General features: G+C 66.4%; 25 protein-coding genes, 1 tRNA gene and 1 pseudogene. 19 read left to right on the forward strand and 8 right to left on the reverse strand.

From position 1 onward, the window contains the following. From pepN to AC1ZQA_RS10855, 5 genes are all read left to right on the forward strand, one after another. A complete protein-coding gene (gene pepN / locus AC1ZQA_RS10835) occupies positions 1-2,673 on the forward strand; it encodes an aminopeptidase N (protein WP_482676910.1) in 2,673 nt (890 codons plus the stop codon). A gap of 42 nt (positions 2,674-2,715) precedes the next feature. Next, a complete protein-coding gene (locus AC1ZQA_RS10840; RefSeq protein ID WP_482676911.1) occupies positions 2,716-3,726 on the forward strand; it encodes a class 1 fructose-bisphosphatase in 1,011 nt (336 codons plus the stop codon). 54 nt (positions 3,727-3,780) lie between these two features. Continuing rightward, positions 3,781-3,856: transfer RNA gene (locus AC1ZQA_RS10845), tRNA-Thr, on the forward strand. 53 nt (positions 3,857-3,909) lie between these two features. Beyond that, a complete protein-coding gene (locus AC1ZQA_RS10850) occupies positions 3,910-4,134 on the forward strand; it encodes a hypothetical protein (RefSeq protein ID WP_482676912.1) in 225 nt (74 codons plus the stop codon). Positions 4,135-4,136: 2 nt separating this feature from the next. Further along, on the forward strand, positions 4,137-4,253 hold the full coding sequence (locus AC1ZQA_RS10855; protein ID WP_482676913.1) for a type IIL restriction-modification enzyme MmeI: 117 nt from the start codon (positions 4,137-4,139) through the stop codon (positions 4,251-4,253). A gap of 174 nt (positions 4,254-4,427) precedes the next feature. Here AC1ZQA_RS10855 and AC1ZQA_RS10860 read toward each other — a convergent pair whose 3' ends face one another. Continuing rightward, positions 4,428-6,716 carry a UvrD-helicase domain-containing protein gene (locus tag AC1ZQA_RS10860; RefSeq protein WP_482676914.1) on the reverse strand — a complete coding sequence of 763 codons (2,289 nt, stop codon included), beginning with the start codon at positions 6,714-6,716 and terminating at the stop codon, positions 4,428-4,430. A 127-nt stretch (positions 6,717-6,843) separates the two neighbouring features. On the opposite strand from AC1ZQA_RS10860, the gene AC1ZQA_RS10865 reads away from it, so the two are divergent. The 4 genes and pseudogenes from AC1ZQA_RS10865 to AC1ZQA_RS10880 all read left to right on the forward strand — a co-directional run bounded on the left by AC1ZQA_RS10865 (position 6,844) and on the right by AC1ZQA_RS10880 (position 11,704). After that, positions 6,844-7,821 (forward strand): GMP reductase, encoded by a 978-nt coding sequence (locus tag AC1ZQA_RS10865; RefSeq protein WP_482676915.1) that lies wholly within the window; start codon positions 6,844-6,846, stop codon positions 7,819-7,821. A 268-nt stretch (positions 7,822-8,089) separates the two neighbouring features. Then, positions 8,090-9,078: pseudogene (locus tag AC1ZQA_RS10870) on the forward strand (IS630 family transposase). A gap of 54 nt (positions 9,079-9,132) precedes the next feature. After that, entirely contained in the window at positions 9,133-10,335 is a 1,203-nt protein-coding gene (locus AC1ZQA_RS10875; RefSeq protein ID WP_482676916.1) for a YbfB/YjiJ family MFS transporter, read from the forward strand. Between the two features lie 256 nt (positions 10,336-10,591). Next, positions 10,592-11,704: a hypothetical protein gene (locus AC1ZQA_RS10880; protein ID WP_482676917.1), complete on the forward strand. Its 1,113-nt coding sequence runs from the start codon at positions 10,592-10,594 to the stop codon at positions 11,702-11,704. A gap of 1 nt (position 11,705) precedes the next feature. On the opposite strand, the gene rfaD is transcribed toward AC1ZQA_RS10880, so the two are convergent. Genes rfaD through AC1ZQA_RS10900 form a run of 4 tightly spaced genes read right to left on the reverse strand, consistent with a single transcriptional unit; the run spans position 11,706 to position 15,094 of the window. Beyond that, positions 11,706-12,695: an ADP-glyceromanno-heptose 6-epimerase gene (gene rfaD, locus AC1ZQA_RS10885; RefSeq protein WP_482676918.1), complete on the reverse strand. Its 990-nt coding sequence runs from the start codon at positions 12,693-12,695 to the stop codon at positions 11,706-11,708. Next, positions 12,692-13,615 (reverse strand): D-glycero-beta-D-manno-heptose-7-phosphate kinase, encoded by a 924-nt coding sequence (gene rfaE1 / locus AC1ZQA_RS10890; protein ID WP_482676919.1) that lies wholly within the window; start codon positions 13,613-13,615, stop codon positions 12,692-12,694. The genes rfaD and rfaE1 overlap by 4 nt, the downstream gene beginning before the upstream one ends. Beyond that, positions 13,612-14,784 carry a lipopolysaccharide assembly protein LapB gene (lapB, locus tag AC1ZQA_RS10895; RefSeq protein ID WP_482676920.1) on the reverse strand — a complete coding sequence of 391 codons (1,173 nt, stop codon included), beginning with the start codon at positions 14,782-14,784 and terminating at the stop codon, positions 13,612-13,614. The genes rfaE1 and lapB overlap by 4 nt, the downstream gene beginning before the upstream one ends. Then, complete coding sequence (locus tag AC1ZQA_RS10900) at positions 14,774-15,094, reverse strand: lipopolysaccharide assembly protein LapA domain-containing protein (RefSeq protein ID WP_482676921.1); 321 nt, start codon at positions 15,092-15,094, stop codon at positions 14,774-14,776. The genes lapB and AC1ZQA_RS10900 overlap by 11 nt, the downstream gene beginning before the upstream one ends. A 122-nt stretch (positions 15,095-15,216) precedes the next feature. Between AC1ZQA_RS10900 and AC1ZQA_RS10905 the strand changes: the two genes are divergently transcribed. Further along, positions 15,217-16,734, forward strand: coding sequence for an AMP nucleosidase (locus AC1ZQA_RS10905; RefSeq protein ID WP_482676922.1), 1,518 nt, complete (start codon positions 15,217-15,219; stop codon positions 16,732-16,734). 28 nt (positions 16,735-16,762) lie between these two features. On the opposite strand, the gene purM is transcribed toward AC1ZQA_RS10905, so the two are convergent. Beyond that, positions 16,763-17,806 (reverse strand): phosphoribosylformylglycinamidine cyclo-ligase, encoded by a 1,044-nt coding sequence (gene purM, locus AC1ZQA_RS10910; protein WP_482676923.1) that lies wholly within the window; start codon positions 17,804-17,806, stop codon positions 16,763-16,765. Positions 17,807-18,014: 208 nt separating this feature from the next. Between purM and AC1ZQA_RS10915 the strand changes: the two genes are divergently transcribed. The 5 genes from AC1ZQA_RS10915 to folK are packed head-to-tail and all read left to right on the forward strand — an operon-like array spanning position 18,015 to position 22,516. After that, a complete protein-coding gene (locus tag AC1ZQA_RS10915; protein ID WP_482676924.1) occupies positions 18,015-19,073 on the forward strand; it encodes an AI-2E family transporter in 1,059 nt (352 codons plus the stop codon). A gap of 3 nt (positions 19,074-19,076) precedes the next feature. Further along, the gene (locus AC1ZQA_RS10920; RefSeq protein WP_482676925.1) at positions 19,077-19,865 is read left to right on the forward strand and encodes an HdaA/DnaA family protein; all 789 of its coding nucleotides are present in this window, start codon (positions 19,077-19,079) and stop codon (positions 19,863-19,865) included. A gap of 27 nt (positions 19,866-19,892) precedes the next feature. Then, entirely contained in the window at positions 19,893-20,567 is a 675-nt protein-coding gene (locus tag AC1ZQA_RS10925; RefSeq protein WP_482679315.1) for a histidinol-phosphatase, read from the forward strand. Next, positions 20,564-22,003: a polynucleotide adenylyltransferase PcnB gene (gene pcnB, locus AC1ZQA_RS10930; RefSeq protein WP_482676926.1), complete on the forward strand. Its 1,440-nt coding sequence runs from the start codon at positions 20,564-20,566 to the stop codon at positions 22,001-22,003. The genes AC1ZQA_RS10925 and pcnB overlap by 4 nt, the downstream gene beginning before the upstream one ends. A gap of 6 nt (positions 22,004-22,009) precedes the next feature. Continuing rightward, positions 22,010-22,516 (forward strand): 2-amino-4-hydroxy-6-hydroxymethyldihydropteridine diphosphokinase, encoded by a 507-nt coding sequence (folK, locus tag AC1ZQA_RS10935; RefSeq protein ID WP_482676927.1) that lies wholly within the window; start codon positions 22,010-22,012, stop codon positions 22,514-22,516. Here folK and AC1ZQA_RS10940 read toward each other — a convergent pair whose 3' ends face one another. Both AC1ZQA_RS10940 and AC1ZQA_RS10945 read right to left on the reverse strand, forming a co-directional pair. Beyond that, complete coding sequence (locus AC1ZQA_RS10940; RefSeq protein ID WP_482676928.1) at positions 22,517-22,912, reverse strand: TM2 domain-containing protein; 396 nt, start codon at positions 22,910-22,912, stop codon at positions 22,517-22,519. 42 nt (positions 22,913-22,954) lie between these two features. Next, positions 22,955-23,488 (reverse strand): GNAT family N-acetyltransferase, encoded by a 534-nt coding sequence (locus AC1ZQA_RS10945; protein ID WP_482676929.1) that lies wholly within the window; start codon positions 23,486-23,488, stop codon positions 22,955-22,957. 312 nt (positions 23,489-23,800) lie between these two features. On the opposite strand from AC1ZQA_RS10945, the gene rpsP reads away from it, so the two are divergent. From rpsP to rplS, 4 genes are all read left to right on the forward strand, one after another. Next, positions 23,801-24,061 carry a 30S ribosomal protein S16 gene (rpsP, locus tag AC1ZQA_RS10950; RefSeq protein WP_482676930.1) on the forward strand — a complete coding sequence of 87 codons (261 nt, stop codon included), beginning with the start codon at positions 23,801-23,803 and terminating at the stop codon, positions 24,059-24,061. A gap of 67 nt (positions 24,062-24,128) precedes the next feature. After that, positions 24,129-24,692 carry a ribosome maturation factor RimM gene (rimM, locus tag AC1ZQA_RS10955; RefSeq protein WP_482676931.1) on the forward strand — a complete coding sequence of 188 codons (564 nt, stop codon included), beginning with the start codon at positions 24,129-24,131 and terminating at the stop codon, positions 24,690-24,692. A gap of 4 nt (positions 24,693-24,696) precedes the next feature. Beyond that, positions 24,697-25,464 (forward strand): tRNA (guanosine(37)-N1)-methyltransferase TrmD, encoded by a 768-nt coding sequence (gene trmD / locus AC1ZQA_RS10960; RefSeq protein ID WP_482676932.1) that lies wholly within the window; start codon positions 24,697-24,699, stop codon positions 25,462-25,464. 105 nt (positions 25,465-25,569) lie between these two features. After that, entirely contained in the window at positions 25,570-25,971 is a 402-nt protein-coding gene (rplS, locus tag AC1ZQA_RS10965; RefSeq protein WP_482676933.1) for a 50S ribosomal protein L19, read from the forward strand. Positions 25,972-26,045: the final 74 nt, after the last annotated feature.

A 26,045-nucleotide genomic window follows, 5' to 3' on the forward strand; every position in this document is an offset into this window, starting at 1 on the left:
ATGACTGCCAAACCCGACTCCCCCGCCCGCATCACCCGCCTGGCGGAGTACACCCCGCCGCCCTACGCCATCGACAGCGTGCACCTGCGCTTCGACCTCGACCCCGCCAAGACCCGGGTGCACAGCCGCATGGCCGTGCGCCGGGTGGAGGGCGCGGCAGAAACCGCCCCGCTGGTGCTCGACGGCGAGGACATCACCCTGCTGACCCTGAAGGTCAACGGCGAGTTCGTCGCCTTCCGCCAGGACGGCAACACCCTGGTGCTCGACAAGCTGCCCGCGGCGTTCACCCTGGAGATCGAAACCCTCAACGTGCCGCAGGCCAACACGCAGCTTGCCGGTCTGTACATGTCGGGCGGCGCGTTCTTCACCCAGTGCGAGGCCGAGGGCTTTCGCCGCATCACCTACTGGCCCGACCGTCCTGATGTGATGAGCCGCTTTCACGTCACCCTGCGCGCCGACAAGGCCAAATACCCGGTGCTGCTGTCCAACGGCAATCTGGTCTCGCAGACCGACCTGGAGGGCGGCCGCCACGAGGCGGTGTGGGACGACCCCTTCCCCAAGCCCTGCTATCTGTTCGCCCTGGTCGGCGGCAACCTGGTGTGCCGCGAGCAGACCGTGCGCGCTGCCTCGGGAAAAACGCATCTGCTGCAGGTCTATGTGCGCGCGGGCGACCTCGACAAGACCGAGCACGCGATGGAATCGCTTATCAAGTCGATCGCGTGGGACGAGCAGCGCTTCGGCCTGAGCCTCGATCTCGATCGCTTCATGATCGTCGCGGTCAGCGACTTCAACATGGGCGCGATGGAAAACAAGGGCCTGAACATTTTCAACACCAAGTACGTGCTGGCCAACCCGGCCACAGCCACCGATGCCGACTATGACGGCATCGAGAGCGTGGTCGGCCACGAGTACTTCCACAACTGGACGGGCAACCGCGTCACCTGCCGCGACTGGTTCCAGCTCAGTCTCAAGGAAGGGCTGACCGTCTTCCGCGACCAGGAGTTCAGCCAGGACCTGGCCGCTGCCGCGGGCGGCGAATCGGCGCGTGCGGTCAAGCGCATCGAGAACGTGCGCGTGCTGCGCACCGCGCAGTTCTCCGAGGACGCGGGCCCGATGGCCCACCCGGTTCGCCCCGAGCAATACCAGGCGATCGACAACTTCTACACCGCCACGGTCTATGAAAAAGGCGCCGAGGTGGTGCGCATGATGCAGACCCTGGTGGGTCGCGCCGGTTTCCGCTCGGGGCTGAATCTGTACTTCCAGCGCTTCGATGGCCAGGCCGTGACCTGCGACGACTTCGCCCAGGCCATGGCCGACGCCAACCCCGGCTCGCCGCTGGCGCAGCATCTGGCCGCGTTCAAGCGCTGGTACAGCCAGGCCGGCACCCCGCGCCTGCACGCCAGCGGCACGCTGGACCCTGCTGCCGGCACCTACACCCTCACCCTGCGCCAGACCCTGCCCGACACCCCGGGCCAGAGCGGCAAGCAGCCGCAGGTCATCCCGGTGCGCATGGGTCTGCTTGGGCCAGACGGCGCCGCCCTGCCGCTGTGGCTGAACGGACAGGACCACGGCACCGACACCGTGCTGGTGCTCATCGAGCCCGAGCAGACGTTCACCTTCGAGCGCATCACGGCGCAGGCGGTCACGCCCTCGCTGCTGCGCGGCTTCTCGGCGCCGGTGATCCTCGATTTCGCCTATGCCGACGCCGACCTGCTGCACCTGCTGGCGCATGACGCCGATCCGTTCAACCGCTGGGAGGCGGCGCAGCGGCTGGCGCTGGCGCGGCTGCTGCGCGCCGTCCGTGGCGAGGACATGCACCTGGACGCGGCCTACCTGGACGCCCTGCGCACCGTGCTGCATGACCCGCATCTCGACCCCGCGTTCAAGGAGCTGCTGCTCACCCCGCCCGGCGAGGCCTACATCGCCGAACAGCTCGACCAAGTCGATCCGCCCCGCATCCACCAAGCCCGCAGGGGCATGCGCAAGGCCCTTGCCCAGCATCTCGCCAGCGACTGGCAAGCCACCTGGGACGCGCTCGCCCCCACTGGCGGCTACAGCCCCGACTTCGCGAGCAGCGGCCGCCGCGCACTGCGCAATCTGGCGCAGGCGCATCTGTGCGAACTGGGGCAGCCCCAGTGGCTGGGGCGCGTCTATCAGCAGGTCAAGGACGCCGACAACATGACCGACCGTTTCGCCGCGCTCTCCGCCCTGGTGCAGGTCGGCGCCGATCTGGCCAGGCCCGCGCTGGAGCGCTTCGCCGCACAATTTGCCCATGAGGCGCTGGTCATGGACAAGTGGTTCGCGCTTCAGGCCAGTGCGCCCGACCACGACGGTCACCAGCTCGACCGCGTGCGCGCGCTGATGCGGCACCCTGCCTTCTCCATTCACAACCCCAACCGCGCGCGCAGCGTGCTGTTCGCCTATTGCCAGGCCAACCCCGGCGCCTTCCACCGCGCGGACGGCGCGGGCTACGCCTTCTGGGCCGAGCAGGTGCAGGCGCTCGACGCCATCAACCCGCAGGTTGCCGCCCGGCTGGCCCGCGCCCTCGACCGCTGGCGCAAGCTCGCCCCTGCCTACCGCGACGCCGCACAGCAGGCGCTGCGCGCAGTGGCAGAGAGCACCACGCTGTCCGCCGACACCCGCGAGATCATCGAGCGCGCCCTGGCGCCCTGAATGGCCTCCCGCCCCTCCCGATCCATTCCAACGATCTCATCCATGACCCAATCCATCAACCTCACCCGCTACCTCGTCGAGCAGGAACGCGAGCACGGCACCATCACCCCGCATCTGCGCCTGCTCGTCGAAGTGGTCGCTCGCGCCTGCAAGCGCATCAGCATTGCCGTGAACAAGGGCGCGCTGGGCGATGTGCTCGGCTCCGCAGGCACCGGCAATGTGCAGGGCGAAGTGCAGAAAAAGCTCGACATCATCGCCAACGACGTACTGATCCACGCCAACGAATGGGGCGGGCATCTGGCCGCGATGGCCTCGGAAGAGATGGACACCGTGTTCCCCGTGTCGGACGACTACCCGCGCGGTGAATACCTGCTGCTGTTCGACCCGCTCGACGGCTCGTCCAACATCGACGTGGACGTCACCATCGGCACCATCTTTTCCGTGCTGCAGATTCCCAAGGGCACGCCCGACGTCACCGAGCAGCACTTCCTGCAGGCCGGCAACAGGCAGGTCGCTGCGGGCTACTGCGTCTATGGCCCGCAAACCCAGCTCGTGCTCACCCTGGGGCATGGCGTGGCCGTGTTCACCCTCGACCGCGAGCAGGGCAGTTTCGTCCTCACCCAGCGCGACCTGCAGATTCCGCACAGCACCAGCGAGTTCTCCATCAACATGTCCAACATGCGCCACTGGGCGCCTCCGGTCAAGCGCTATATCGACGAATGCCTGCAGGGCAAGGACGGCCCGCGCGGACGCGACTTCAACATGCGCTGGGTTGGCAGCATGGTGGCCGACGTGCACCGCATCCTGATGCGCGGCGGCGTGTTCCTCTACCCCTGGGACCAGCGCGAACCCGGCAAGCCCGGCAAGCTGCGCCTGCTGTATGAAGCCAACCCCATGAGCTTTCTGGTCGAGCAGGCCGGCGGCGCGGCGATCAACGGCACCCAGCGCATCCTCGACATCGCCCCCACGTCGTTGCACGAGCGCTGCAGCGTCATGCTCGGTTCCCGCGAGGAGGTCGAATTGCTGCAGCGTTACCACGCCGGTGCCACATAAAGTCCAAACCAAAGCCCGGACCAGACGCCCGCCTGGTATAGAATTACGGGCTTTGCCGGTGTAGCTCAGTTGGTAGAGCAGCGCATTCGTAATGCGAAGGTCGGGGGTTCGACTCCTCTCACCGGCACCATCGCAACACCGCAGCCGCAATACGGCCCAAGCGGTCAGCGCATCCCACGGGCTTTGACCGATCCGTCCCGTCCATGCCCGCCTGCACAACGTCTGGCTGCGCGCCGTGGGCGGCAGGCTGGAGAGTCGCTATCGCTACCCGCCAGCATCGTCTACAACAACTTCCCCTGGCCGCAGCCGAACGAGGCGCAGCGTGCGGCCATCGAGAGCGCTGCCCAATCCATTCTCGACGCCCGCGCCCGCTCGACGCCATCCTGGCCGATCTGCACGACCCGCTGAGCATGCCGGCCGAGCTGCGCCGTGCGCATCAGGCCAACGACCGTGCGGTGGACGCGGCCTATGGCTACCGCGGCGATCGCGCCGATGCGCCGCGCGTGGCGTTTGTGTTCGCGTTGTAACAGCGGCTGACCAGCCTGCTGCCCGCGCCAAAGGCATCGCGCAGCCGGACGGCCTCACGCTGACGGGCCAGACGCTCCTCCCCACCCCAGCCCTCCCCACCAGCGGGGAGGGAGAAGCCCCTCCCCCACCCCGTAGGGGCGGCTGGGAGGGAGAGGCGCTGCACCACCGCGCCGCTACACCGGCGTGAGCTTGGCGATGTTCAGCGCCAGCCACTTGGTGCCGTGGCGGTGGAACTTGACCTGCGCACGGGCGTCGTCGCCGCTGCCTTCCAGACTGAGCACCACGCCTTCGCCGAACTTGTTGTGAAACACCGCCTGCCCGCTGCGCAGGCCGTGCGTGGGCTTGGCCGTGGGCGGGTTGAACGCGGGCACGACGGTCTTCGGGGTGTAGCTCCAGGTGCTGTGCGGGTCGGCACCAAAGCCGCCGCCGAAACCGGGCTGCCTGGCGCTGAGCCATTTGAGCGACTGCGCCGGCAGTTCGTCGAGAAAGCGGCTGCGCAGGTTGTAGCGGGTCTGGCCATGCAGCATGCGGGTCTGCGCCAGGCTGAGGTAGAGCCGCTTGCGGGCGCGGGTGATGGCCACGTACATCAGGCGGCGCTCTTCTTCGATGCCGTCGGCCGCGTTCAGCGCGTTTTCGTGCGGGAACAGGCCTTCTTCGAGCCCGGTAATGAACACCGCGTCGAACTCCAGGCCCTTGGCGGCGTGCACGGTCATCATCTGGATCGCATCCTGCCCGTTCTGCGCCTGGTTGTCGCCGGCTTCGAGCGCGGCATGGGTAAGGAAGGCGGTGAGCGGCGAGAGGGTTTCGCCGGTGGCGGGGTCGATGCCGCCTGACGCGTCCACACCGTCGGCCACCGCGCCTGGGGCCGTTCCGATCGCTTGCCGTTGCTGCGCGGTGGCCTGCAGGCCAAAGCCTTCCTGAGTGACGAAGGCGGCAGCGGCGTTGACCAGTTCTTCGAGGTTTTCCAGCCGTTCCTGGCCGTCGCGCTCCTCGCGGTAATGGGCGTTGAGGCCGCTGGCTTCGAGCACCTGGCGCACCAGATCGGGAAGGCTCATCGCGGCGGTCTGGGTGCGCAGCTGGGCGATCAGATCGAGAAAGCCCTGCAGGCTGGCGGCACCGCGGCCGCCCAGGGCATCGACCGCGTCGCTCAGCGGCACCGCGCGCAGCCGGGCAGCGTCCTGCAGTTGTTCGAGGGTGCGGGCGCCGATGCCGCGCGCCGGGAAGTTGACCACGCGCAGGAAGGCGGTGTCGTCCTGCGGGTTGTCGAGCAGGCGCAGGTAGGCCAGCGCGTGCTTGACTTCGGCCCGCTCGAAAAACCGCAGGCCGCCATACACGCGGTAGGGCAGACCGGCGTTGAACAGCGTGCCTTCGATCACCCGCGACTGCGCGTTGGAGCGGTAGAGCACGGCAATCTCGCTGTGGCTCAGGCCGTCGCGCAGCAGTTGGCGGATTTCCTCGATCAGCCAGTTGGCCTCGGCATAGTCGCTCGGCGCCTCGAACACGCGCACGGGCTCACCCGCGCCGGCTTCGGTGCGCAGGTTCTTGCCCAGGCGACGGGCGTTGTTGGCGATCAGGGTATTGGCGCTGTCGAGAATGTGGCCGTGCGAACGGTAGTTGCGCTCGAGCTTGATGAGGTGGCGCACATCGAACTCGCGCTGGTAGTCGTCCATATTGCCTGCATGCGCGCCGCGAAAGGCGTAGATGCTCTGGTCGTCGTCGCCCACGGCAAACACGCAGGCCGGCTGCGGCTCGGCCGGCCCGGCCAGCAGCTTGAGCCACTGGTATTGCAGGCGGTTGGTGTCCTGGAACTCATCGACAAGGATGTGCCGGAAGCGCTGGCGGTAGTGCGCGCGGATCGCGGCGTTGTCGCGCAGGATTTCATACGAACGCAGCAGCAGCTCGGCGAAGTCGGCAACGCCGTCGCGGGTGCACTGCGCCTCGTAGGCCAGATAGATTTCGGCAAGCTGGCGGCTTTGCTGGTCGCGCACCTCCACATCACCAGGCCGCAGCCCACCATCCTTGGCGCCGTTGATGAACCACTGCACCTGCTTGGGCGGGTGGCGCTGCTCGTCCACATTCAGCGCCTTGAGCAGCCGCTTGATGCTGGAGAGCTGGTCCTGAATGTCGAGAATCTGGAAGGTCTGTGGCAGCCCGGCCTCGCGCCAGTGGGCGCGCAGAAAGCGGTTGCACAGGCCGTGAAAGGTGCCGATCCACATGCCGCGCACCGGAATGGGCAGTTGCGCAGACAGCCTCGAGAGCATCTCCTTGGCCGCCTTGTTGGTGAAGGTCACGGCCAGGATGCCCGCAGGCGACACCTGCCCGGTGGAAATCAGCCAGGCAATGCGGGTGGTCAGCACCCGCGTCTTGCCACTGCCCGCACCGGCAAGGATGAGGGCGTTTTCCGCGGGCAGGGTGACAGCGGCAAGCTGCTCGGGGTTGAGGTTATGCAGGAGGGTGGACATGGACGGATTTTAGGGCGCGTGGTCTTCCTCACCCCGCCCTCCACGGCGTGGGGAGGGGGCCATAGAATGCGCCACCGGGCCGCAAATGCATGCCGCCCGGTTTTTTGCGCGCAGTGTGGAGTGCATCATGGACATCTTCGATTACGACAACATTCTGCTGCTGCCGCGCAAGTGCCGGGTGGACAGCCGAAGGCAATGCGATCCGTCCACCGACTTCGGCGGGCGGCGGTTTCGCCTGCCGGTGGTGCCAGCGAACATGAAAACCGTGGTGGATGCGCCGCTGTGCCGCTGGCTGGCGGCCAACGGCTACTTCTACATCATGCACCGGTTCGATGTGGACGTGGCCGCGTTTGCACGGCAGATGCGCGACGCGGATCTGTTCGTGTCGGTGTCGCTCGGGGTCAGGGCCGACGACATGGCGCTGGTGGACCAGCTCGCCGCCGAAGGTACCGGGGCGGACTACATCACCATCGACATCGCCCACGGCCATGCCGACAGCGTGCAGCGCATGATTGCGCACATCAAGCACAGGCTGCCGCAAACCCTCGTGATTGCCGGCAACATCGGCACCCCCGAGGCGGTGATCGACCTCGAGGCCTGGGGCGCCGATGCCACCAAGGTGGGCATCGGCCCGGGCAAGGTGTGCATCACCCGGATGAAAACCGGATTCGGCACCGGCGGCTGGCAGCTCTCGGCGCTGAAATGGTGCGCGCGCGTGGCGACCAAGCCCATCATCGCCGACGGCGGCATCCGCGAGCATGGCGACATTGCCAAGAGCGTGCGCTTCGGCGCCAGCATGGTGATGATCGGCTCGATGCTGGCCGGGCACGAGGAGTCGCCGGGCAAGACGGTGGAGGTCGATGGCCAGCTCTACAAGGAGTATTTCGGCAGCGCCTCGGAGTTCAACAAGGGCGCGCACCGCCATGTCGAAGGCAAGCGCATCCTGGAGCCGCTCAAGGGCCGCATCGCTGACACCCTGCGCGAGATGGAGGAAGACCTGCAGAGCGCGATTTCCTATGCCGGCGGCACGCAACTGGCCGACCTGCGCAAGGTCAACTACATCATCCTCGGCCAGAACAACGCGGGCGAGCATGTGCTGATGTGAGGCAACACTGAACCAGCCCCTTGCGCGCTGCGCATCCGACCTGCAGGCGGTCTGCGGCGTTGCACATCCTCGCCATAGCTTCGGCTATGGCTGCGGTGTGCACCTTGCATCCCATCCCGCCGCCCGGCGCGCATCATCACAAGGACCGATGCAGTGTTGCCGTAAGCCGGGTGCGGGGTTTGCGGCCTATAGAGATTTACATAAAACATGACAACCAATAGCATACTCAAACGTTATCCGATCATCAGCGTGATTGGAGGTTGGTTGCATGAGAAAGAAGATGGACGAGGCAACACGCAAACGGGTGCGAGCTGGTCGATTGCTGCTGGCAGGCAAGACGCCCGCACAGGCAGCAGCGGCGGTTGGGGTGGCGCGCCAGACCGTGTACACCTGGAAGGCCCGGCTCGATGAAGGCGGCATCGATGCGCTGCGCGCCATGTCGCCAGGACGCCCGGCGCAACTGGATGCGCAGCAACTGGAGGGGTTGCGCCGCGCGCTGTTGCAGCGGCCCACCGAGCACGGATTTGGAACCGAGTGATGGACGCTCAAGCGGGTGCGTCTGCTCATCGAGCGTCTGTACGGCGTGTCCTTCAGCGAAGTGCATGTCTGGCGCATTCTGGGCGCACTGGGCTTTAGCCCGCAAAAGCCCGAGAAGCGCGCCATCGAGCGAGACGAAGAGGCTGTGCGCAGTTGGAAGCGCAGCACCTGGCCGGCGCTTAAAAAAAAGCCCAGCGAGAAGGTCGCCTGATCGTCTTCGTGGACGAATCGGGCATCAGCGAGCGCCCGACCCGGGTGCGCACTTGGGCGCCCAGGGGGCACACACCCATCATCCAGTTCCACTTCAACTGGAACCACGTCTCGGTGATCGCCGGCTTGACGCGCACCAACTGTCTGTTTCGGCTGCACGAGGGCAGCATCAAGAAGGAGGAGATCGTCGAATTCCTCAAAGCGCTCAAGGCCCATCTGAAGCAGCCGCTGCTGGTGATCTGGGATGGTCTCAAGGCGCATCGCAGTCGGCTCGTGCGCGAATACCTCGACAGCCTGGATGGGTACATCCAGATCGCGTTCCTGCCGCCCTACGCGCCGGACCTGAACCCGGTGGAGTACCTGTGGGCCTGGCTGAAGCGACACGCATTGGCCAACTACTGCCCCGCCGACCTGAGCGAGCTGCACACGACCGCGCGCAACAAGCTCAAGAGCGCTCAGAAACGCCCCTCGATCATTGCCGCATGCTGGATGCAGGCTACGCTCTGGTAGTGTCATTAATTAAGTAAAGATCAATAGCATCGCAGCCAGGACGCCATCTTCCGCATGCAAACCGTCTCCAATCCAACCTCGAGCTCAGCACAACGTCTGCGCGTGCTGTTTGCAGGCATCTGCGCCCTCATTCTCACCGTGGGCCTGGCGCGGTTTGCCTACACGCCGATGCTGCCGGTGATGCACAGCCAGGCCGGGCTGACTGCAGTGGCCGCAGGCTGGCTGGCAACGTTCAACTACGCGGGCTACATCTCGGGGGCGATGCTCGCAGCGTCTGTGGGCAATCTGCAGCAGAAATTCGTGCTCTACCGCATCGGCCTGGTGCTCGCGGTGGTGACGACCGCCGCGCTGGGCTTCACCGACAACCCCACGCTGTGGGCCGTGCTGCGCTTTGTTTCCGGGCTGTCGAGTACGGCGGGGTTGCTGCTGGCCTCGGGCCTTGCGCTGAACTGGCTGATCCGCAACGGCCACCGGCCCGAGCTGGGCCTGCATTTCACCGGGCTGGGGCTGGGCATCGTGGTTTCGGGGCTGGCGGTGGGCGCAATGATGGACCGGCTGAACTGGGCACAACAGTGGATGGCGCTCGGGCTGCTGGGGCTGGTGTTTTTCGTGCCGGCCTGGTTGTGGCTGCCACCGCCTGCACCCGCAGCGCCGCTGCCTGCGGGCGGGGTGCACGGCGCAGCGCCCGCACCACCCCGGCGCTGGATGCTGCTGATGACGGCCATGTATTTCTGCGCCGGGTTCGGCTATGTGATCAGCGCCACGTTCATCGTCGCCGTTCTGGACAAGTTGCCGCTGCTGGCGGGCAAGGGCGGCTGGGTGTGGGTCATCGTGGGGCTGGCAGCGGCGCCGTCGAGCTTTGTCTGGGACCGCATTGCCCGCGCCTGGGGCGAGATTGGCGCGCTGCTGCTGGCCTTCGCGCTGCAGACCGTGTCCATCGTATTGCCCGCCATCACGGCGAACGTGGCGCTGAACCTGCTCAGCGCGGTGCTGTATGGAGGCACCTTCGTGGGCATCGTCAGCCTGACGCTTACGCTCATCGGTCGCCGCTTTCCGGCCAATCCGGCCAAGGCGATGGCGCGGCTGACGCTGAGCTACGGCGTGTCGCAGATGGTCGCTCCCGCGATGGCAGGCTACATTGCCTCGCGCACCGGCAACTACCACGGAGCGTTGTTGGTCACCGCAGCGGTGATGCTGCTGGGCATGGCCTTGCTGGGGGTCATGCAGCGCGATTCTGCACGCGGCACCATGCGCTGAGGCGCCGTGGCGACTGTGCCGCAGGTTCAATCCCCCCGCAGCCGATCATCGCGCTCGAGCAGCAACCCGTCGGTGATGTCCAGGGGCCTCGTCGCACCGGCCAATGCGGCGATCTTGACCGGCGCAGTCATCGGCCGTCCGCTTGATGCGGGTCAAGCAAGTCAAATTCAAGTGCGTTGAAAACCGCCGCGCTGCACCCAGTTGTCAAAAGAGAACGGGTCGCACCCAGCGGCTCGCAACGACGAGGAGTCAGCCCATGATCATCAAACCGCGTTTCGAAGGCTTGGCCACGCACGACACCACGACCTGGCAGGCCAGCCTGGAAGAATTCGCGTCTCGGCAGCTGCGCCCGCTGCTGGTGGCGCATGGCGCAGATGCCGGCGTGCTGCACGCCACGCTGCGTCGGCCGCCCCGGCTGCAGCATGGCTTCGAGGTGCAGTTGCACATGCATCTGCCGGGCAAGAAAATTTTCGCTGCCAGTGCGCGTGGCGAGCAGGTTCCGGCGATCAGCGAGCGCGCGGTCAAGCGGCTGTTTCGCGAGGCGCAGCGGCATTTCGCCCAGTTGCACGGGCAGAATCGCGATCGCCGCGAGTTGCGGCGCGAGCGGCTGCGCGTGCTTGAGCAGCGCCTGGGCGCGCTGCCTGCCCCGGTGGCCGAACAGGCCCAGCAGAGTGTCGAGGCGCTGCTGCAACGGCTCACCCCCGTCGCCGCGCGCGAGCTGGCCTATCTGCGCGCCAGTGGTGATCTGCCGGAGGGCTATCCGAGCGTGAACGACGTGATCGACGAGGCCGCGGCGCACACCCGCGCGGCCTGGGGCGAGGCGCCGGATGCAGGCAAGGTCTACCAGCAGCTGCTCAAAAATCTGTTCAAGACCATCGACCGCGAGGTGGCCGCGGTGCGGCCATATGCACAGGCCGAATCGATCGACGCCACCGTGGCACCCGATGCCGACGATCAGGCCGAGGCCATGGTCGAGGAGGACATGTACGAGTACTTCCAGCCCGACGACACGCTGAGCCTGGCCGATGTGCTGCCCGCACCCGAGCCGCAAAGCGACGAGGCCGCCGAAGCCGAGAGCGACGAGGAACAGCCTCAGCCCGAGCCACGGCAGCGCAGCGAACAGGCGTATGCACTCGATCTGGCCAAGACGCTGCCGATCACCTGGCGGCGCTCGTTGCTGCTGAGCGTGTTCGACACCCTGAGCGCAGCCGATATCGCCGATGTGCTCGACGCCGAAGAGACTGCAGTCGTCGGCTGGATCGAGCAGGCCTGCAGCTTCGTGCAGGCCCGCCTTGCCGATGCCGGGGTTGCCCTGCCGGCAGGCAGCGCGCGCGAGGTGGTGTTCGCCGTGCTGCAGGCAAGACGCTGAGCTACTGCGCAGTCAACGCGCGCACATACGCCGCGGTGCCCTCTTCCACCGTGGCGAAGTGATGCGTGCAGCCCGCAGCGCGCAGGTGGCTGAGGTCGGCCTGGGTGTGGCACTGATACTTGCCCACCAGCGCGTCGGGGAAAGGGATGTAGGCAATCTCGCCGACAGCCACCAGATCGGCCAAGGCCAGCGCGGGCTTGCCCGCCTGCTGCCGCAGGGTGTTGACGACCGTCTGCGCCACGTCGTTGAACGGCTGGGCGCGGCCTGAACCGAGGTTGAAAATGCCGCTCTTGCCTGGGTGGTCGAAAAACCACAGATTGACCGCGACCACGTCGTCGATCCAGACAAAGTCGCGCTCCTGCTGCCCGGGCCCATAGCCGCCGTACTCGCCAAACAGCTTGACCTGCCCGGTGGTGCGGTACTGGTGGACATGGTGAAACGCCACCGAGGCCATGCGGCCCTTGTGCTGCTCGCGCGGGCCGTAGACGTTGAAATAGCGAAAACCCGCGATCTGCGCGGTCGCATGCGGCAGCACCCGGCGCACCACCTGGTCGAACAGCAGCTTGGAATAGCCATAGACGTTGAGCGGCTGCTCGAACGCCGGGTCTTCGCGGAAGGTGCTGCTGGCGCCGTAGGTGGCGGCGCTGGAGGCATAGAGCAGCCGCACACCCTGCGCCTGCGCGGCGTCGAGCAGGGTCTTGCTGGCGCGGTAGTTGTTGTCGAGCATGTAGCGGCCGTCGTGCTCCATGGTGTCGGAGCAGGCGCCTTGGTGGAACACCGCCTCGACCTTGCCGAAATGCCCGCGGGCGAACTGCTCGAAAAACACGGTCTTGTCGAAATAGTCGCTGATGCGCAGATCGACCAGATTGCGGAACTTGTCGCCCTGCGTGAGATTGTCCACCGCGATCACGTCGGTGATGCCGCGGGCATTGAGCCCCTTGACCAGATTGCTGCCGATGAACCCGGCGGCTCCCGTGACGATGGCTCTCATGTCCACAGCTCCTGCGGGGTGACGGTGGCGGTACCGAGCTTGCCCACCACGATGCCGGCGGCGCGGTTGGCAGTGCGCACCGCGTCTTCGAGCGCGCAGCCCGCGCCCAGCACCACGGCGAGTGTGGCGATGACCGTGTCGCCCGCGCCGGAGACGTCGTACACCTCGCGCGCCTCGGTCGGGATGTGCAGCTCGCCCTGCTCGGTATACAGGCTCATGCCCTCTTCCGAACGGGTCAGCAGCAGCGCCTTGATGCCGAGTTTTTTGCGCAGCCCCTGCGCCTTGGCGGTGAGTTCGTCCTCGCTGCCCCACTCGCCGACCACCTGCGCCAGCTCGGCGCGGTTGGGGGTGATGACCGTGGCCCCAGCATAGCGGCTGTAGTCACGCCCCTTGGGGTCGATCAGGATGATCTTGCCCTGGGTGCGCGCCAGATTCATCATCTGGTCGAGGTGTTCGAGCCCGCCCTTGCCATAGTCCGACAGCAGCACCACGTCGTGAAACGTCAGCTCATGTTCATAGCGCTCCATCATCGCGGCGAGCACTTCGTGGTCGGGCTTTTGCTCGAAGTCCAGGCGGATGAGCTGCTGCTGGCGCGACACCACGCGCAGCTTGACCGTGGTCTTGAGCGTGGGGTCTTGCCGCATGGCGTTGCGGATCGGGGTGTCGACCAGCAGGGTGGCGAGCTTGCGCCCCGGCTCGTCTGCGCCCACCACCGACAGCAACGTGGTCTGCGCGCCAAGCATCGCGGCGTTGAGCGCCACGTTGGCCGCGCCCCCGACGCGGTCTTCATCGCGCTGCACCCGCACCACGGGCACCGGCGCTTCGGGCGAGATGCGGTCTACCGCGCCGAACCAGTAGCGGTCGAGCATGACGTCGCCGACGATGAGCACGCGGGATTGAGCGAGTTGTTCTGCGTTCATGATCCAAGGAGGGAGAGTTCTTCCAGGCGGCGTGGCGGGTAGGTTTCCCAGCCCTGGCAGCCTGGACAATGCCAGAAATATTGCCGTGCCTCGAACCCGCAGGCGGCGCAGCGGTAGCGCTGGCGGCTGCGCAGCGCATTGTCCACCGCACCCTGCATCGCGGCCGCCGCCTCGGGCACGGTGGCACCGGGCATCGGATGTTCGAGCACGCGCTTGAGTGCCAGCAGACTGCGGTGCGATTGCAGGTATTGCTGTGCGCATTGCGCCCGGGATGCGGGATCGGGGTCGAGCAGCAGCACGGCGTCGAGCAGGTCGATCGCCGGGGTCTGCGCCAGCCGCTGCCGCAGCCAGGCCAGCCCGTCCTCCACCTGCCCGAGCTGCTGACGCAACTGCGCGATCTGCACCGCAGCCAGCGCGAGAAATTCGGGCTGGACCAGGTCGATCGACTCCAGGGTCTGCAGGGCAAGCTGGAGATCGCCGCGCTCCTTTGCCCACTGCGCGCGCATCAGCCGCGGCCGCACGCCCTGCGGCGCGGCCTGCAATGCGGCGTCCAGCGCGGCTTGCGCGTCCGCCTCACGCCCTGCGGCGTGGTGCTGCGCGGCCAGCTCGCACCAGTATTGCGCGATCTGCCGCTGATAGGTCCCGGTGGCGCGCTGCTCCAGCTGGCCGGCGCGGGCGATGGCACTGTTCCAGTCCTGCGTGCGTTCGCTGATCTGCAGCAATGCGGTCAGCGCCTGCGAGGCATAGGCGCTGCGCTGCAAGTCCTGGTAGGCGGATTCGGCGCGGTCGAGCAGCCCGGCCTTGAAAAAGTCCTGTGCCAGCGCGAGCTGCGCGCGCTCGCGCGCCTCGCGTGGCAGGTCGGCGCGGGCGAGCAGGTTTTGATGCACCCGCACCGCGCGCTCGTATTCGCCCCGGCGGCGAAACAGATTGCCCAGGGCGAAGTGCAGATCGACCGTGTCGGGATCGGCGGTCATGGCTTCGATGAAGGCGTCGATCGCCTTGTCCTGCTGCTCATTGAGCAGGTGGTTGAGGCCGCGGTAATACGCCTGCGGCGCGTCGCGGCGCAGGGCGTGTTCGGTGCGCACCTGCCGCAGATCGACGCGCGAGGCCAGCCACCCCAGCGCGAACATCAGGGGCAGGACCAGCAGCCACCACAGGTCAAACTCCATCGATCGGCCTGTCGATCGGTTGCTGCGGAAATTCGGTCGGCGCGGCAGGCGCCCTCGACGTCATGGCGGCTGCCGGTTCCTTGTCGGCTCGCCTGCCTGCGCGCCGCCTGTGCCGCATCCAGGAAGGCAGCAGCGCCAGCACGCCCAGCACCGCGCCCAGGGCGAACACGGTCAACAGCAGCACGATCATCGGCGTGTGCCACTGGGTGCCAAACAGCAGGTGCAGGGTAACGGGTTCCAGGTTGTTCAGCGCCAGGCCAAACAGCAGCAGAAACACCACCAGCCGCAAAAACCAGCTCAGGATGCGCATGGAAAAGGATTCGGTACAGGCAAGCGGGTAAGCATATTCGATTCCCCGCCAGCGTCATGCTGCCACGCGGATGAAAACAACCCGGTGGACAATAGCGCACATCCTCACGCCTTCCCCACATCATGCCGCACAGCCAACACGCCCTGCATTGCCCTGCCCCTGTTCCCAGCGCCGTGTTCAACGACGCGCAAGCCGCGCTGGAGCAGGTACAGGCGCTTTACGAGGCCGCAGTGACCCACCTGCGCGACAGATTCGCCGCGTTCATCGCAGGCACGCTGCCGCCAGGGCGGGTGCGCGCCTGCTATCCGGTCGTGCGGGTGCGCATCGACACCGTGGCGCGGCCGGATTCGCGCCTGGCCTACGGCTTCGTCGCCGCACCCGGGCTGTATGAAACCTCCCTCACTCGCCCCGACCTGTTCGCCGACTATCTCCGCACGCAGTTCCAGCTGCTGCTGGCCAACCATGGGGTGGCGCTGGAAGTCGCTGTGGGCGAGCAGCCGATTCCGCTGCATTTCAGCTTTGCCGGGCAGGCGCATGTCGAAGGCCAGCTCAGCCCCGAGCAGCGCCAGCAGTTGCGGGACATCTTCGACCTGCCCGACCTGGCCGCGATGGACGACGGCATTGCCAACGGCACGCACGACACGCCAGCAGGCCAGCCCTTCCCGCTGGCGCTGTTCACCGCACCGCGCATCGACTATTCCCTGCACCGGCTGCAGCACTACACCGGCACCGCCCCCGCCCATTTCCAGAACTTCGTGCTGTTCACCAACTATCAGTTCTATGTGGACGAATTCGTGCGGCTGGCGCATGCGCTGATGGCCCGTCCTGCAGGCAGCGCTGGCGATGATCAGCCGCCCCACACCGCATTCGTCGAACCCGGCAATGTGGTCACCACCCGCGCCGGCGCAGCGGCACCGGCGCAGACCGCGGGCCAGCCCCCGGCGCGGCTGCCGCAGATGCCGGCCTATCACCTGGTCATGCCCGACCACAGCGGCATCACCCTGGTGAACATCGGCGTCGGCCCGGCCAACGCCAAGACCATCACCGATCACATCGCGGTGCTGCGGCCGCACGCCTGGATCATGCTCGGCCACTGCGCCGGGCTGCGCAACTCGCAGCGCCTCGGAGACTATGTGCTGGCACATGGCTATGTGCGCGAAGACCATGTGCTCGACGAGGAGCTGCCGCTGTGGGTGCCGATTCCGCCGCTGGCCGAGGTGCAGCAGGCGCTCGAGGGCGCCGTGGCCGACATCACCCAGCTGCACGGCTACGAACTCAAGCGCGTGCTGCGCACCGGCACCGTGGCCAGTACCGACAACCGCAACTGGGAACTGCTGCCCTACCCCGGCCCCGACCGGCGCTTCAGCCAGAGCCGTGCGATCGCGCTCGACATGGAAAGCGCCACCGTGGCGGCCAACGGCTTTCGCTTCCGCGTGCCCTACGGCACGCTGCTGTGCGTGAGCGACAAGCCGCTGCACGGCGAACTCAAGCTGCCCGGCATGGCCGACCAGTTCTACCGCCAGCAGGTCGAACAGCACCTGCGCATCGGTCTGCGCGCCATTGCCCGGCTGCGCCAGCAGAGCATGGGACGGCTGCACAGCCGCAAGCTGCGCAGCTTCGACGAAGTGGCGTTCCAGTAGGTGGCGTTCCAGTGAGCCGGGCGCGGCGTCAGGCGGTATAGCGCACCTGGTGCGCGTCGGCAGACGGCCGCGCGACGATCTCGCCGATGATCCAGCCGGTCTCGCCCTGCGCCCGCAGCGTGGCGAGCACGGCGTCGGCGTCGGCCGCATCGACCACCAGCACGAAGCCCACGCCGCAATTGAAGGTGCGGCGCATTTCGGCGTCGTCGATGCCGCCTTCGCGCTGCAGCCAGGCGAACAGCTCGGTCTGCCCCCAGGTGGACGGATCGAGCACGCATTGCACACCTCCGGGGAGCACGCGCGGAATGTTCTCGCTGAGGCCGCCGCCGGTGATGTGCGCCATGCCTTTGATCGGGTGCTGCGCCAGCGCCTGCAGCACGGGTTTGCAATAGATGCGGGTGGGCGCCATCACGGCGCTGCGGAAGTCCTGCCCGTCCAGGGTCTGCGGCAAGTCGGCGGGCTGGGTGCGGGAGATGATCTTGCGCACCAGTGAATAGCCGTTGGAATGCGCCCCGCTGGAGGCCAGACCGATGACACGGTCGCCCGGCACGATGCTGCGGCCATCGATGATGCCGCTTTTTTCCACCGCGCCGACGGCGAAACCGGCCAGGTCATACTCGCCCGCCGGATACATGCCCGGCATTTCCGCAGTCTCGCCGCCGATCAGCGCGCAGCCGGCCTGCTCGCAGCCCTGCGCAACGCCGCCTATCACCTGCGTGGCGGTTTCCACAGCGAGCTTGCCGCAGGCGAAATAGTCCAGAAAGAACAGCGGCTCGGCGCCCTGCACCAGCACGTCGTTGACACTCATCGCCACCAGGTCGATGCCCACGGTGTCGTGGCGGTCCCACTCGAACGCCAGCTTGAGCTTGGTGCCCACGCCGTCGGTGCCTGACACCAGCACCGGCTCGCGGTAGCGTTTGGGCACCTCGAACAGCGCGCCGAAGCCGCCGATTCCGGCGAGCACACCGTCGCGCAGCGTGCGCCGGGCCAGAGGCTTGATGGCATCCACCAGCGCGTCTCCGGCGTCGATGTCCACGCCGGCGTCGCGATAGGTTAAGGGGGTTTTTTGCATGATGGGCAGGGGTTGAAAAAGCAGGGCTGGCGGGCGTTGGGCCCATCCACCTGCAAACAGGCGGCGGGCGACATCGGGCGCGTCTGGCGCCCTGCACCGCATAAAATGACATGTTCCGATTTTAGAGTGCGTCGTTCTGGCGCCCGCCCACCCTCGCCTGCCAACCTTTCTCGCAGGCACTCTGCCGCAAATACAAGCCCCGCGTCTCATGCTCCTGACACCCGCCCTGAAAAACGCACTCATCTGGCTTGCGATCGGCATGGTGGCGCTGTGGCTGGTCTGGCTGCTGGGCAGCATCCTGATGCCGTTTCTCGTTGGCATCACCCTGGCCTATGTGCTGCACCCGCTGGTGGAACGGCTCAAGCGCCGCCGCATCCCGCGGGCGCTGGGTGCGGCCCTGGCGATCACCGTGGCCATCGGACTGTTCGTCGGTTTGTTCCTGCTGCTGGTGCCGGTGGTCAGCCAGATCGTGCCGCTGATCCGCGAAAAATTTCCGCTGCTGCTGCAGACCATCGTCGACTGGGGCACGCCGCTGCTCGCGCGGTTCGACGTGCATGTCAACTTCGACCCAGCCAGCGTGCGGCAGACCCTGTCCAAATATCTCAGCTCGCATGGCGAGGACTGGGCCGCGCTGTTGCTGCGTTCTGCGAGCACGGGCGGCATCGGCCTGCTGGTGCTGCTGGGCAATCTCACCCTGATTCCCGTCGTGGCCTTTTACCTGCTGCTCGACTGGGGCCAGACACTGGAGCGGCTGAGCGCGCTCATTCCTCCCAGGCACCGCGACGCGGTACTGCGCTTCTTTCACGACTGCGACGTCATCCTCGGCCAGTACCTGCGCGGGCAGTTGCTGGTGATGCTCATTCTGGCGTTCTACTACTCGGCCGGGCTGACGATCGCCGGGTTCAGCCTGGCGCTGCCGGTGGGCATTTTCACCGGGCTGGCGGTGTTCGTGCCGTATGTGGGCTTCGGCCTCGGGCTGCTGCTGGCGCTGCTCACCGGCGCGCTGCAGTTCCTGAGCTGGTATGGCGTGATCGCAGTGGCCGTGGTGTACGGCATCGGCCAGTTGATCGAATCGCTCTACGTCACCCCCAAATTCGTCGGCGAGAGCATCGGCCTGCACCCGCTGCTGGTCATCTTCATCCTGCTGGCCTTTGGCACGCTGTTTGGCTTCTGGGGCATCTTGCTGGCGCTGCCTGCGGGCGCGGTGCTGCTGGTTGTGGCGCGCCGCTTGCTGGCCTGGTACCGCCAGAGCGCGCTGTTCGTCTGACGCATGACCTCGACTGCACCGCAACGTCCTGCACCGAACGCCAGTCTGGCCGCGCGCCAGCACATCCTGCCACTGGACTGGGAGCCAAGCCAGACACTGGACAATTTCGAGGTCGGCACACACCGCGACAACGCCCTGGCGCTGCAGGCCCTGCACGATCTGTTGCAACAGCGCGACCACAGCGCCCTCTACCTCTGGGGCGAAACCGGCAGCGGCAAGAGTCATCTGCTGTGGGCCGCGTGCCATGCGCTGCAGCAGCAGGGCCGCTGGGCGCTGCTGCTCACACCGCGCACGCCGGCCTCCTCCTGGCCGGATGTCCATGATCTGCTGACGCAGAGCGCCGGCGGGCTGCTGGCGGTGGATGACGCGCAACACCTCGCCGACTGGCAGCAGGACTGGCTGTTCGGCCTGTACAACGCCGCGCGCACCGCCAGACTTGCCTTTCTCGCCAGCGGCACCACGGCCCCGGCGGCCCTGCCGCTGCGTGCCGATCTGCGCACCCGTCTGAGCTGGGGCCTGGCGCTGCGCCTGAGCCCACCGGACGACGCCATATGCGCCAGGGTGCTGCAACGCCTGGCACATGACCGCGGCTATGCCCTCAGCCCCGAACTGCTGCACTACATGCAAACCCACCTCAGCCGCGACCTGTCCCGCCTGTCCGTCCTGATGGCCGCGTTCGACCGCTATGCTCTGGCCACGCAGCGCCCAGCCACCGTGCCTCTGCTCAAGGCCCTCCTGGCGGAGCAGCCGCAATTGCTGCAAACCGCCCCGCACGAGACCTCTGGCGACTGAGCATTCCACACCATGTCATCACACTCCATGCGCAAGCTCGCTCTGTTCGACCTCGACAACACCCTCATCCCCTTCGACTCCGACCACGCCTTCGGGCAATTCGTCGCCGAGCTGGGCTGGGTCGACGCAGAACAGCACCGCCAGCAGAATGAAGCGTTCTATCGCCAGTACAAGGCCGGCACGCTCGATCTCGCCGCCTACCTGCGCTTCGCCCTGCAACCCATCGCCGGGCGCGACCTTGCCGAACTGCACGCGGCCCACGCGGCGTTCATGCGCGACGTGGTGCTGCCGCAAATGCAGCCCGCCGCGCAGCAACTGGTCGACCGCCACAAGGAGGCGGGCGATCTGTGCTGCATCGTCACCGCCACCAATACCTTCGTCACCCGGCCGATTTCCGATGCATTCGGCGTGGAGCATCTCATCGGTGTGGAACTCGAACGTGACGCCCAGGGCCGCTACACCGGCAACTGGGTGGGCACGCCGTCGTTCCGCGAAGGCAAGATCGTCCGTACCGAACAGTGGCTGGCCTCGCTGGGGCTGGGCTGGGGCAACTTCGACCAGATCTGGTTCTACAGCGACTCGATCAACGACCGCCCCCTCCTCGAACACGCCACCCATCCCGTGGTTGTCCACCCCGATCCGCTGCTGGCCCAGCTTGCCCGCGAAAAGGGCTGGCCCACATTGCAGTTGCACCATCCATGATCAGAAAATTCATCTCCCGCCTGTTCAACCCCGACAAGGCGCAGGGCTCGACACAGCGCCGTGGTCGCCGCCGCGAGCTGCCGCGCAGCGAGCACCAGATCGACGCCAGCCGCATTCCAGCCACCGCCCGCAACACGGTGCAGACCCTGCAGCAAGCCGGCTATGAGGCCTATATCGTGGGTGGCGCCGTGCGCGACCTGCTGCTGGGCCACAAGCCGAAAGATTTCGACGTCGCCACCAACGCCACGCCCGAGCAGGTCAAGCCCTTGTTCAAGCGCGCCTTCATCATCGGCCGACGCTTTCGCATCGTGCATGTCATGTACGGGCGCGACATCATCGAAGTCTCCACCTACCGCGCACTGCACGACGCGCAGGCGGCCGAGTCGGTCAGCGGCAACGAGCGCACCTCACGCAAGGCGCTGGCCGACAAGACCCTGGCCGTGGACAGCAGCGGCCGCGTGCTGCGCGACAACGTCTGGGGCACCCTGGACGACGATGCAGAGCGCCGCGACTTCACCATCAACGCGCTGTATTACGACCCGATCCGCGACGTGGTGGTCGACTACCACCAAGGCATGGACGACCTGAAGAAGCGCCGCCTGCGCATGATCGGCGACCCCGCTGCGCGCTACCGCGAAGACCCGGTGCGCATGCTGCGCATCGCCCGCTTCGCCGCCAAGCTGGGTTTCGACATCGACCCCGCCACGCTCGCGCCGATTGCCACCAGCGCCGACCTGCTGGCCAACGTCCCCGCCGCGCGCCTGTTCGACGAAACCATCAAGCTGCTGCAGACCGGTCACGCCGTCGCCTCGCTGCAGCAACTGCGCCGCCTGGGGCTGCACCACGGCCTGCTGCCGCTGCTCGATCCGGTGCTCGAAAAGCCCGAAGGCGAGCGCTTCATCACCTCGGCGCTGGAAGACACCGACGCGCGCATCGCCCAGGGCAAGACCGCCAGCCCGAGCTTCCTGTTTGCCTGTCTGCTCTGGCACGACGTGGAGCAACGCTGGAACACCCTGCTGGCAGAGGGCATCACCCCCCTGATGGCCCTCGACCAGGCCGCGGACGAAGTGCTTGCGGCACAGGCCGAGCGACTGGCCATTCAGCGGCGCATTGCCACCGACATGCGGGAAATCTGGTCGCTGCAATCGCGCTTCGAGCGCCGCACGCCGCGTTACGCCAACAGCCTGGTCGAGCATCCCCGGTTTCGCGCCGCCTTCGACTTTCTCAGCCTGCGCGCCCGCAGCGGCCAGGCCGAGCAGGAACTGGTGCAATGGTGGGACGACTTTCAATTCGCCGACGCCGACATCCGCGCCGAGATGCTGGCCTCCGCCCCGCAACCCAGCGCAGCGACCAAGGCCAAACGGCGGCGGCGGCGCAAAAAGCCGGCTGCTGCCCCCGAGTCCGGCAACGGCTCCGACGCACCACAGAACAACTGAATCCCGATGTCCTGCGCCGACGATGTCGTGGCCTTCGTCGCCTTGGGCGCCAATCTGGGCGACGGCGCTGCCGCGTTGCGGGCTGCAGTGCAGGCCATCGATGCCTTGCCGCTGGTGCGGGTTGTGGCCCGCTCCAGCCTCTACCGCACCGCGCCACAACAATCCAGCGGGCCGGACTACTGGAATGCGGTCATCAAGCTGCAGACCGCCCAGTCGCCGGACGCGCTGCTCGACGCCCTGCTGCGCATCGAATCCAACATGGGTCGCGAGCGCCCCAGCGGCGCCGTCAATGCCCCACGCACCCTCGATCTGGACTTGCTGATGTACGGCACCCTGCACCGCCAGACCCCGGAGCTGACATTGCCACACCCCCGCATGGTGCAGCGCGCCTTTGTGCTGGCCCCGCTGGCCGAGGTCTGGCCGGAGGGCACACTGGAAGGCGTTGCTGCTGCCGAACTGGCTGCCCGGCGCATTGCCGAGGGCCAGCGCATCGAGCGGCTCGGCCCGCTGTGATCAATTGCCGCCAAAAAACCGCTGCAGGACATAGGCAAGCCCGCCGGTCAGCGAGCCCACGCCCATGAACAGCGCGAAGATCACCACCAGAACCGGCCCCCAGCCGTTCGCGCTGCGGCGGCTCTGGGCGGCGTTCCAGCGCGCATCCCATTTCTCATCCGAGGTCAGGCCGATGACCAGGGTCTGCACCACGACCGCAATCACCACGGCGACAAACACGCCGAGCAGCACCCAGGTCAGCATGTCATCCTGACCCTTCTGCACGAAGCGGTACAGGCCATACAGCCCGACGACGAACAAAGGGCCATGCACCCAGGCCCAGGAATCGCGCCAGCCATGCAGGTAGAAGCGATGCCCGCCGAAGACGCCGGTCAGCAGGGCCAGCAAAGAGGCCATGAATTTGTTTCTGAAACCCGTTTGGTTGGTCATGGTCCGCACTCAGGCAGGGGTTGTCTCGGCGCCAGCGCCAAGCGCACGTTGCATCAGCACCACATCGAGCCAGCGCTCGAATTTCCACCCCACCGCAGGCAAGCGCCCCATTTCGGTGAATCCCTTGGCACCATGCACGCCGATGGACCCGGCATTGGCGGCGTCTCCGATGACCGCAAGCATCTGCCGCGCGCCGCATGCCGTGCAGGCGTCGATCAGTGCGTCGAGCAGGCGCCCGCCCAGTCCCTGGCGCTGCGCTTCCGGTGCGATGTAGATGGAATCCTCCACGGTGAACCGGAAGGCCTCCCTTGGACGAAACCAGTTGGCGTAGGCAAAGCCCATCACCGGACCGCCCTCATCGCGTGTGGCGACCAGCCAGGGCAGACCGCGGGACGCGACCTCCTGCATGCGGCGCTGCATCTCCGATTGGTCTGGAGGCTGCGTCTCGAAAGTGCCCGTGCCATGCAGGACGTGGTGACGGTAGATTGCCGTGATGGATGCGAGATCGGCTGCAGTGGCGGGGCGTATCGAAAATTCCGGCATGGGGTGCTGTGCGCGCATTGGTCGTGTTTATAATGACGAGTTTATCCGAGTGTTGCTTTTCCTCATCCGCACGCGCCTTGCCCTGAAGCGATGCCGAGTAAAAGGAGAAGCGCTGAATCGACACTGAAGCGGCTGAAATGCCCGGACCAAACGACCGTCCAGAGCTTGTCCCAGGCGCCCCACACCGCGAAGCATCGCCGTGTGGGGTCGTCCAGGACCCGCACACTGGCGGTTGACGGCGGGCAGAACAGACGCCCTCATCACTGGCCACGGTCAACCCCGCAGGCCCCGTTTTTTTGACAAGGAAGCAAAATGGTTGTGATCCGTTTGACCCGTGCCGGCGCCAAGTCGCACCCCTTCTACCACATCGTGGCCACCGATTCCCGCAGTCGCCGCGACGGCCGCTACATCGAGCGTCTGGGCTATTACAACCCGGTTGCGCGTGGTGCCGAAGTGCCCCTGCACATCGCTGCAGAGCGCCTGAACCACTGGACCAGTGTCGGCGCGCAAGTCTCGCCCACTGTGCAGCGTCTGGTGAAAACCGCGAAAAAGTCGGCTCCGGCTGCAGCCTGAACCGCAAGATTCTTGCCTGAGAGCGGCGGGCAGACAGTGTGTCTTCACGCCGCTTTTTGCTTTCTGCTTGCCTGACAACCTAGCCGCCGTGACTGCGCCGGACGATCTCTACCAAGTCGGCCACGTGCTCGATGCCTGGGGCGTGCGTGGCTGGGTGAAAGTTGCACCCGACGATCCGCAGGCCGCCGCGCTGCTCAAGGCCAAGACCTGGTGGCTGAGCCGACCGGGCTTCGACGGAGCGGAAAAGCCCTATCAGGTGCGTCTGGCGCGTCGTCACGGCAGCGCGATCGTCGCCCTTTTCGATGGTTCGGAAGACCGCAGCGCGGCCGAAGCCCTGCGCGGCCATCAGATCGCCGTCCGCCGCGCAGACTTTCCCCCGACACAGTCCGGCGAGTTCTACTGGGCCGACCTGATCGGCTGCAAGGTGCAGAGCCCGCAAGGCGACGATCTGGGCACGGTCATCGGCTTGCTCGACAGCGCTGCCCACGCGGTCCTGCGCCTGCAGATCCCGGGCGTGAGCCCAGATGCCAAGACGCGCGAGCGGCTCATTCCCTTTGTCGATGCCTACATCGACTCGGTTGATCTGCCCTCCAGAACCATCGTCGCGCAGTGGGACGCCAGTTACGACTGACGCCATGCCGCGTTTCGATGTCATCAGCCTGTTTCCCGCCTACTTCGAGCCGCTGAAGCACCATGGCGTCTCGCGCCGGGCATTCGAATCGGGGCAGATGCAACTGGAATGCTGGAATCCGCGCGATTTCACCACCGACGCCCACCGCACCATCGACGACCGCCCCTACGGTGGCGGCCCGGGCATGGTGATGCTGGCCGAACCGCTGGAACGCACGCTCGACGCCATTGCCACGGCGAGGCAGCGAGCGGCACAGCCCGCTGCGCCGGTCTGGCTGTTCTCTCCCACAGGACGCCGCATCGACCAGAAGCTGGTGGACGACCTGGCGCAATCGGACGGAGTGACGCTGCTGTGTGCCCGCTATGAGGGCGTCGATCAGCGCCTGATCGATCGGCGGGTGGACGCCGAAATCAGTCTCGGGGACTTTGTGCTGTCGGGCGGGGAAATCCCGGCACTGGCGCTGCTCGATGCCGTCAGCCGCCTGCTGCCTGGCGTGCTGGGCAGCGCGCAATCTGCACAACAGGACAGTTTCTCCAACGGCCTGCTCGACTGCCCGCATTACACCCGCCCGGAGGTCTATGACGGCCAGGCAGTTCCCGAGGCATTGCTCAGCGGCGACCATGCGCGTATCGCGCAGTGGCGACGCGAGCAATCCCTGCGGCTGACCCTCCAACGCCGCCCGGACCTGATCGCACAATTGACCAAGACACAGTCCCTCACCAAAAGCGACCTCAAGCTCCTGAGCGCTTTGGGCTATACTCCACAGGTTTGATCCTCTGCTGTTTTCGTTGCACGACATCTCCTGCGCGTGACGCGCTTGCGAGCAACGGCCAACACCTTTGATAAATCCAGACAGCAAGATCATTGGAGCCCCAACATGAATCTGATCGCAACCCTCGAACAGGAAGAAATCGCCCGCGTCAGCGCTGGCAAGAACTTTCCCCAATTCAATCCCGGCGACACCGTGGTCGTGTCGGTCAAGGTGGTTGAAGGCAACCGCAAACGGAACCAGGCCTATGAAGGCGTGGTGATCGCCAAGCGCAACCGTGGCCTGAACTCCAGCTTCATCGTGCGCAAGATTTCCGCTGGCGAAGGCGTGGAACGCACCTTCCAGCTCTACTCCCCGCAGATCGCCTCCATCGAAGTCAAACGCCGTGGCGATGTGCGCCGTGCCAAGCTGTATTACCTGCGCGACCGTTCGGGCAAGTCGGCCCGCATCAAGGAAAAGCTGGTGCTTCGCTCTGCTGCAACCCAACAGACCGCGACGGCAGAAGCCTGATCTTTTGAAGCAGCGCCACGTTCCAGCGTGGCATGCCCAAAAAGCCGACTTGCGCCGCATGTCGGCTTTTTTGT

This window comes from Thiomonas sp. DCM-2, from assembly GCF_056820905.1.

Bases quoted from the DNA above. Each gene is read 5' to 3' on its own strand.
- rpsP (WP_482676930.1), top strand. From the start codon at position 23,801: ATGGTTGTGATCCGTTTGACCCGTGCCGGCGCCAAGTCGCACCCCTTC.
- purM (WP_482676923.1), bottom strand. From the start codon at position 17,806: ATGCAAAAAACCCCCTTAACCTATCGCGACGCCGGCGTGGACATCGAC.
- pcnB (WP_482676926.1), top strand. From the start codon at position 20,564: ATGATCAGAAAATTCATCTCCCGCCTGTTCAACCCCGACAAGGCGCAG.
- rplS (WP_482676933.1), top strand. From the start codon at position 25,570: ATGAATCTGATCGCAACCCTCGAACAGGAAGAAATCGCCCGCGTCAGC.
- AC1ZQA_RS10900 (WP_482676921.1), bottom strand. From the start codon at position 15,094: ATGCGCATCCTGAGCTGGTTTTTGCGGCTGGTGGTGTTTCTGCTGCTG.
- rfaE1 (WP_482676919.1), bottom strand. From the start codon at position 13,615: ATGAACGCAGAACAACTCGCTCAATCCCGCGTGCTCATCGTCGGCGAC.
- AC1ZQA_RS10920 (WP_482676925.1), top strand. From the start codon at position 19,077: ATGACCTCGACTGCACCGCAACGTCCTGCACCGAACGCCAGTCTGGCC.
- pepN (WP_482676910.1), top strand. From the start codon at position 1: ATGACTGCCAAACCCGACTCCCCCGCCCGCATCACCCGCCTGGCGGAG.
- folK (WP_482676927.1), top strand. From the start codon at position 22,010: ATGTCCTGCGCCGACGATGTCGTGGCCTTCGTCGCCTTGGGCGCCAAT.
- AC1ZQA_RS10840 (WP_482676911.1), top strand. From the start codon at position 2,716: ATGACCCAATCCATCAACCTCACCCGCTACCTCGTCGAGCAGGAACGC.
- trmD (WP_482676932.1), top strand. From the start codon at position 24,697: ATGCCGCGTTTCGATGTCATCAGCCTGTTTCCCGCCTACTTCGAGCCG.
- AC1ZQA_RS10855 (WP_482676913.1), top strand. From the start codon at position 4,137: ATGCCGGCCGAGCTGCGCCGTGCGCATCAGGCCAACGACCGTGCGGTG.
- AC1ZQA_RS10875 (WP_482676916.1), top strand. From the start codon at position 9,133: ATGCAAACCGTCTCCAATCCAACCTCGAGCTCAGCACAACGTCTGCGC.
- AC1ZQA_RS10925 (WP_482679315.1), top strand. From the start codon at position 19,893: ATGCGCAAGCTCGCTCTGTTCGACCTCGACAACACCCTCATCCCCTTC.
- AC1ZQA_RS10905 (WP_482676922.1), top strand. From the start codon at position 15,217: ATGCCGCACAGCCAACACGCCCTGCATTGCCCTGCCCCTGTTCCCAGC.
- lapB (WP_482676920.1), bottom strand. From the start codon at position 14,784: ATGGAGTTTGACCTGTGGTGGCTGCTGGTCCTGCCCCTGATGTTCGCG.
- AC1ZQA_RS10860 (WP_482676914.1), bottom strand. From the start codon at position 6,716: ATGTCCACCCTCCTGCATAACCTCAACCCCGAGCAGCTTGCCGCTGTC.
- AC1ZQA_RS10915 (WP_482676924.1), top strand. From the start codon at position 18,015: ATGCTCCTGACACCCGCCCTGAAAAACGCACTCATCTGGCTTGCGATC.
- AC1ZQA_RS10940 (WP_482676928.1), bottom strand. From the start codon at position 22,912: ATGGCCTCTTTGCTGGCCCTGCTGACCGGCGTCTTCGGCGGGCATCGC.
- AC1ZQA_RS10945 (WP_482676929.1), bottom strand. From the start codon at position 23,488: ATGCCGGAATTTTCGATACGCCCCGCCACTGCAGCCGATCTCGCATCC.
- AC1ZQA_RS10865 (WP_482676915.1), top strand. From the start codon at position 6,844: ATGGACATCTTCGATTACGACAACATTCTGCTGCTGCCGCGCAAGTGC.
- AC1ZQA_RS10880 (WP_482676917.1), top strand. From the start codon at position 10,592: ATGATCATCAAACCGCGTTTCGAAGGCTTGGCCACGCACGACACCACG.
- rfaD (WP_482676918.1), bottom strand. From the start codon at position 12,695: ATGAGAGCCATCGTCACGGGAGCCGCCGGGTTCATCGGCAGCAATCTG.